Origin of the sequence: Neisseria sp. HMSC065D04 (assembly GCF_001815675.1) — a bacterium.
Taxonomy (GTDB): domain Bacteria; phylum Pseudomonadota; class Gammaproteobacteria; order Burkholderiales; family Neisseriaceae; genus Neisseria.
This window is the reverse complement of record NZ_KV821462.1, coordinates 65,351-71,664: the sequence shown is the minus strand read 5'-3', so window position 1 is coordinate 71,664 and position 6,314 is coordinate 65,351. Positions and strand designations below refer to the sequence as shown.

Below are 6,314 nucleotides of genomic sequence, written 5' to 3'. Positions count from 1 at the left end.
CCGTACTGGTTTAAAGTTAATCCACTATACTTTGTCAGTAAAAGAGACGGTTCCCTGCTTTGTTAAGAAGTGAATATGCGGAATGTGTGGTTTTAAACTGAAATAAAATTATATGAATAATAATAAGTTATAAATATTTTTGTATTATTTCCCTTGCTGCTCTTGAAACATTTAGAATTTTTGTTTTAAACTGCACACATTACCTATTCCATTATTTATGTATTCTGTCATGCAAACAGCGCATCATTCATCTGCTTTCTTCTATTGGTACCACACAAACGTGCGGTACTTTTTTGCGCTTGTCTGAAACAGATTAGAGATAGGGATACGCAAATCAGAGCCGCCTAATTTGAGCGGCTTTTTTGTTACCTATACATGGCCGCATCAATTGAAATATGAAATAAAACACAACTGAATCAGGATTACAGCCATGACCCCCTCCATACACGCCCAAACAAAAAACCTTCCTTTACACCGCTGCCAAATGATTGTTGACGGCAACAGCCATCACACAACAGCTTCCCAAGCCTTGCCGGGCAGTGCAGATACGCTGATTAGCGAGGCATTGATTCCGCAAATCCGTATGGTTGCCACTTTGATTGCAGGCGAAAGGCACGATTTTGAAGCAGACAGTCCTGCTGTCTTTACGGAGGAAGCCGACTTTTTTGCCGCACGCATCTTGGTATTGGGGGTACACCGTTTCCATCTGGATATCACGCTGTTGCCTATGCTGAAAACCGCCAACCAACGCGCCCAAGCGTTTGCCAAACGCCACCATCTCCCATTTACCCCCGCCCAAATGCATATGAGCCTACATGCCCGCCGTCCTGACAACTTGCTGATTGTCGAAACCGAACACGAAATGGAAAATCATGGCAGCCTGATTGCCAACAGCCTTGCTTTCGCAGCCAAACTTCCCCGCCTGCCTTTGTAAACCATATTGACGCACTTGATAAAAATCAAATTTGCACCATATTCCACGGCAAGGCGCAGTATATTGACGCGCAGTTTGCCGATAACGCTCGGCTTAGACAATACCACTTCAAAAAGGATAAAAAAATGAAAAAACTCATTGCCTTAGCCGCACTTTCCTCACTTGCTCTCGCTGCCTGCAAAGACAATACCCAAGCCCAGCTTGAGCAGCAGCAAAAACAGATTGAAGCGCTTCAGCAGCAACTTGCCCAACAACAAGACAATACGATTTACCAACTCACGCCGGAAGGTGTGAAAGATACCATTCCTGCCGAAGCACAAGCCAACGGCAACAATGGTCAGCCTGTGACCGGAACAGACGGACAACAATATATTTACGACCAATCCACTGGCAGCTGGCTGCTGCAAAGCTTGGTCGGTACGGCGGCAGGTGCATTCATCGGTAACGCGTTGGCAAACAAATTCACACAAGCGCGCAATCAAAACAGCCCGATTGCCCAACGCGCACGCGCCCATTATTATCAAACGGCCCGTCCCAACAGCCGTACCAGCCAGCAACTCAATACCCGTAGCCTGCCTGCGCAACAACAGGCAGCGCAACAACAACGTTACCGCCAAACAACCCAACAGCCGTCCAATTATCGCCGCCCAATGAGTCGCGGTTTTGGCCGCCGCCGCTAAAGCCATTTGATTGTTTTAAACAGGTTTCCGATTCGGCAAAGAATGGTTATTAGGAAAGACAACGTATTTGCCGATTAAAACAGATGAAGGTCGTCTGAAAATTCAGACGACCTTTGTTTATGCATCGCCATAAAATGCAAGATGCCTTTAGTCAATACCCTTTATCAAAAGAAAAAGGGGATGCGGGCGCATCTGCATTTTCAGACGACCTGAGTTTCAAGTAAAATCTACCTCGTCTGAAACACACTCAATCTCTCAGTAAGGAAAACATCATGAGCAACCATCACAAACTCATCATCCTCGGCTCAGGCCCCGCCGGCTACACCGCCGCCGTTTATGCCGCCCGCGCCAACCTCAAGCCCGTCATCATCACCGGTGTCGAGCAGGGCGGACAACTGATGACCACCACCGAAGTCGACAACTGGCCCGCCGACGCCGAAGGCGTACAAGGCCCGGAACTGATGGCGCGCTTCCTTGCCCATGCCGAACGCTTCGGCACCGAAATGATTTTCGACCAAATCCACACCGTCGATTTGCAAAACCGCCCCTTCACCCTCAAAGGCGACATGGGCGAATACACCTGCGACGCCCTGATCGTCGCCACCGGCGCATCCGCCAAATATCTGGGACTGCCCAGCGAAGAAGCCTTCGCCGGCAAAGGCGTTTCCGCCTGCGCGACCTGCGACGGATTTTTCTATAAAAAACAAGACGTAGCCGTGGTCGGCGGCGGCAATACTGCCGTAGAAGAAGCCCTTTACCTCGCCAACATCGCCAACACCGTTACCCTGATCCACCGCCGCGACAGCTTCCGCGCCGAAAAAATCATGGTGGACAAACTCATGCAGCGCGTTGAAGAAGGCAAAATCATCCTCAAACTCAACAGCAATCTGGATGAAGTCTTGGGTGACGAAGGCGGCGTCACCGGTGCTCGTCTGAAACACAATGACGGCACTACCGAAGACATCGCCGTCAAAGGCGTTTTCATCGCCATCGGCCATAAGCCAAACACCGACATTTTCAAAGGCCAGCTCGATATGGACGAAACCGGCTACCTGAAAACCAAAGGTGGTACGGGCGACAACGTCGGCGCGACCAATATCGAAGGCGTATGGGCGGCAGGCGATGTCAAAGACCACACCTACCGTCAAGCCATCACCAGCGCGGCTTCCGGCTGCCAAGCCGCACTGGATGCCGAACGCTGGCTCGACCGCCAAGGGTTGTAAAACACCCGAAACGGTTTTCTCAAGCATAAAGGTCGTCTGAACCTTTCAGACGACCTGTTTTATAGTGGATTAAAATTGCAATGATACGGTGTTGCCAACGCCCTTATGTACTACCCGTACACGGCGGGCGTTGCCGCCTTGTCTCATTTTTATTTTAATCCACTATATAACAGAAAAACACATTATCCATCCTGCCTTATCCGATTTTATGAGCAAACAGCCCAACAGCGCAGATCCAGCCGAAATCCCGCAAGACCAAACCGTCCCGCGCAGCAATACCGACAACGCGCCGCGTTCCGCCATCCATCAGACGCTTTATTCCGCCGATACGTTTGCACAACACGATTATCTCGCGGGTAAAAAACTGCCCGACATCGCCCGCCCGCAAGCGGGGCAGACCAACTGGCTGCATTTCGTCGGCATCAACGACGCCGCTCTGCTCAAACACACGCTGGAGCCTTACGGCATCCACGAGCTGGTCATCGAAGACATCCTCAGCCGCAAACAGCGCCCCAAAATCGAAGACTACGACAATTATCTGTTTATCGCCGCGCAGGTTTACCACTACACCGCCGCCGGCAAACTGAATTCCGACCAAGTGTATCTGATTATCGGCAAGGATTTCGTGTTGTCGTTCCAGCAAAAACCGCTGGGGCTGTTCAGCCAGCTGCGCCGCCAAATGAGCGAAAACCCGCGCGGCATCCTCGGCAAAAACACCGCCTTCCTCGCTTATTGCCTGCTCGACCGCATCGTGGACGACTATTTCATCGTTTTGGAAGAGTACAACAACCGCGTCGAAGCCATAGACAAATCCCTGTTTAAAGATGAAAACAGCGACATCCTCGGCAAAATCCACCGCCTCAAGCGCGATGCCGTCCGCCTTCGCCGCACGCTCTTGCCTTTACGCGACGTGTTCTATCAACTTGCCGTGCGCGTCGATTTCACCATTTTCAAAGGCGAGTCCACCGTCTATCTGCGCGACGTGTACGACCACAACATGCAGCTTCTCGAATCGCTCGACGCCTCGCGCGACATGGTGTTGAGCATGATGGACATCTACCTTTCCTTCCAGTCCAACCGCATGAACCAGCAGATGCGCGTCCTGACCGTCATCACCATCATCTTCATGCCGCTGACCGTCATCACCGGCATCTACGGCATGAACTTCGACAACATGCCCGAGCTGCATTGGCATTACGGCTATTTTATCGTTTTAGGTTTGATGCTGTGCATCATCGTCGGGCTGCTGATTTTCTTCTCGCGCAGAAAATGGTTATAAACCCATAAAAAAATCCAATTTCCGTATATTCATATATTAAATACAATCAGTAAGGTCGTCTGAAAACCATCCCAACCACTGAACGGCCGCCTGTTTAACACAAACATTCATTTTTAAAAGAGGAACACCATGGATCAAACCCGCCAACTCCCTGCACACGAACTCATCATGTCCGAACTGATGATGCCCGACACCGCCAATTTCAGCGGCAATGTCCACGGCGGCGAACTTTTGCGCCTGCTCGACCAAGTCGCTTATTCCTGCGCCAGCCGTTACAGCGGTAATTATTGCGTTACACTGTCTGTCGATAAGGTTTTGTTTAAAGAGCCGATACATGTCGGCGACTTGGTAACCTTCTACGCCAGCGTCAACTACACGGGCAGAACTTCCATGGAAATCGGCATCCGTGTCGAAGCGCAAAACATCCGCACCGGCGAAGTGCGCCATACCAACAGCTGCTACTTCACCATGGTCGCGGTCGAAGACGGCAAACCTGTTCCCGTCCCGCCGTTGGAAATTACCACCGAGCGCCAACGCTGCCGCTATGAAAAAGCCAAAAAACGCAAAGCCTTGAGCCTCCAGGCATCGGACGAGGCTTCTTGCGGATGCTGAAAACGGACGGATAAAACGGATTACAAGACAAAGGTCGTCTGAAAACCAAGTTTCAGGTTTTCAGACGACCTTTTTATTTGACGGATAAGGACATTATCGAAACTGCGTCTGTCGAAGCAGTTTCAGACGACCTTCTTCAGTAGGGCAGCCCCTTACGCTTCTTCCGCTTTGCTGCGGATAATCAGAAGCGGCAGGTGGCTTTGGCGCATAACGGTTTCGGCGAAGCTGCCCATCAGGAGGTGCATCAGGCCGGTGCGGCCGTGTGTGCCGAGTACCAGCAGGTCGGCGCCGTTTTCATCGGCGTAATCGACCAAATCCTGCGCCATTTCGCGCGCGCCTTTGTTGGCGACCAGCAGGTGTTTGACAATGTTTTCCACGCCGTTTTCGCGGGCGGTTTTTTCAGCGAAGTCCAAGACTTCGTTGCCTTGGGCGACGGCAGCAGCCTCGTAGCTTTCGTGTTGCAGGAATTCGGGGGCGAGCGCCATGTATTCGGCGGGGTTGGCGACGTGTACCAAAGTCAGGCGGGCGTTGTTGACGCTTGCCAACTCGGCGGCGTGTTTCAGGGCGTTGAGGGAAGTTTCGCTGCCGTCAACGGCTACAACCAGATGTTTGTACATAGTTCATTCTCCTTTTGCGCCGCAGGCGGCACTTTGTTTCATGCGGTTGGGAAGGGTCCGATATGAAACGATTATAGACTCTTTCGGGCTGCTGCAACAGCCCGTCTGCTTTCCAGTATAATATGTGTCGGACTCGTCTGCAGCGTTTTGCGTTGATTTTCATTCATTTATTGATATATCACAAGGTTGGGTATGAACGACACCGTTTTTCTTCCTTCGCGCCGTTTCGGCGGTATTGCCAGACTCTACGGAGATGAAGCACTGGCGCGGTTTTCGCGCGCGCACGTCTGCGTGGTCGGCGTGGGCGGGGTAGGCTCTTGGGCGGTGGAGGCTTTGGCGCGGACGGGCATCGGTCGTTTGACCTTGATTGATTTGGACAACGTCGCCGAGTCCAATGTCAACCGCCAGCTTCATGCGCTGACCGACGATTTCGGCAAGGCGAAGGTAACGGCGTTGCGCGAACGCATTGCTCAAATCAATCCGCAATGCGAAGTGGAGGAAATCGAGGATTTTGTGACGGAAGACAATCTGGAAACGCTTTTCAGACGACCTTTCGATTTTGTGATCGACGCGATAGACCAAGTGCGTGTCAAGGCGGCGATGGCAGCTTATTTTGTGCAACACAAACAGCCGTTTATCCTCAGCGGCGGCGCGGGCGGACAGAAAAATCCGGCATTGATTCAAACCGCCGATTTGAGCCGCGTTACCCACGACCCGCTGCTTGCCAACCTGCGCTACACCTTGCGCAAACGCTACGGCTTCAGCCGCGATACCAAAGAAAAAATGCGTGTGCCGTGCGTGTTCTCGACTGAGAACATTACGCCGCCGCAATCGGGCGAAGCGTGTTCGACCGATACCGCGCCGCAAGGGCTGTCCTGCGCGGGCTATGGCGCGAGTATGCTGGTGACGGCTTCTTTTGGGCTGTATTGCGCACAGGCGGCGGTGGAACATATTGCAGGACGGAAATGA

General features: G+C 52.0%; 7 protein-coding genes. 6 read left to right on the top strand and 1 reads right to left on the bottom strand.

What is annotated here, in order from left to right; genetic code table 11:
- The first annotated feature begins 430 nt into the window (after positions 1-430).
- The 5 genes from HMPREF3050_RS00775 to HMPREF3050_RS00755 all read left to right on the top strand — a co-directional run bounded on the left by HMPREF3050_RS00775 (position 431) and on the right by HMPREF3050_RS00755 (position 4,728).
- Positions 431-934, top strand: a complete 504-nt coding sequence (locus HMPREF3050_RS00775) for a hypothetical protein (protein WP_049223289.1) — start codon at positions 431-433, stop codon at positions 932-934.
- Between the two features lie 125 nt (positions 935-1,059).
- Complete coding sequence (locus HMPREF3050_RS00770; RefSeq protein ID WP_003755407.1) at positions 1,060-1,614, top strand: hypothetical protein; 555 nt, start codon at positions 1,060-1,062, stop codon at positions 1,612-1,614.
- 272 nt (positions 1,615-1,886) lie between these two features.
- Entirely contained in the window at positions 1,887-2,837 is a 951-nt protein-coding gene (gene trxB, locus HMPREF3050_RS00765) for a thioredoxin-disulfide reductase (RefSeq protein WP_070773128.1), read from the top strand.
- A 208-nt stretch (positions 2,838-3,045) separates the two neighbouring features.
- Entirely contained in the window at positions 3,046-4,116 is a 1,071-nt protein-coding gene (corA, locus tag HMPREF3050_RS00760) for a magnesium/cobalt transporter CorA (protein ID WP_070514324.1), read from the top strand.
- A 129-nt stretch (positions 4,117-4,245) separates the two neighbouring features.
- Positions 4,246-4,728 (top strand): acyl-CoA thioesterase, encoded by a 483-nt coding sequence (locus HMPREF3050_RS00755; protein ID WP_070773127.1) that lies wholly within the window; start codon positions 4,246-4,248, stop codon positions 4,726-4,728.
- A gap of 152 nt (positions 4,729-4,880) precedes the next feature.
- Here the strand turns inward: HMPREF3050_RS00755 and HMPREF3050_RS00750 are convergent, their stop codons facing one another.
- Entirely contained in the window at positions 4,881-5,345 is a 465-nt protein-coding gene (locus HMPREF3050_RS00750) for a universal stress protein (protein WP_003755397.1), read from the bottom strand.
- Between the two features lie 192 nt (positions 5,346-5,537).
- Between HMPREF3050_RS00750 and HMPREF3050_RS00745 the strand changes: the two genes are divergently transcribed.
- On the top strand, positions 5,538-6,314 hold the full coding sequence (locus tag HMPREF3050_RS00745; protein ID WP_070773126.1) for a tRNA threonylcarbamoyladenosine dehydratase: 777 nt from the start codon (positions 5,538-5,540) through the stop codon (positions 6,312-6,314).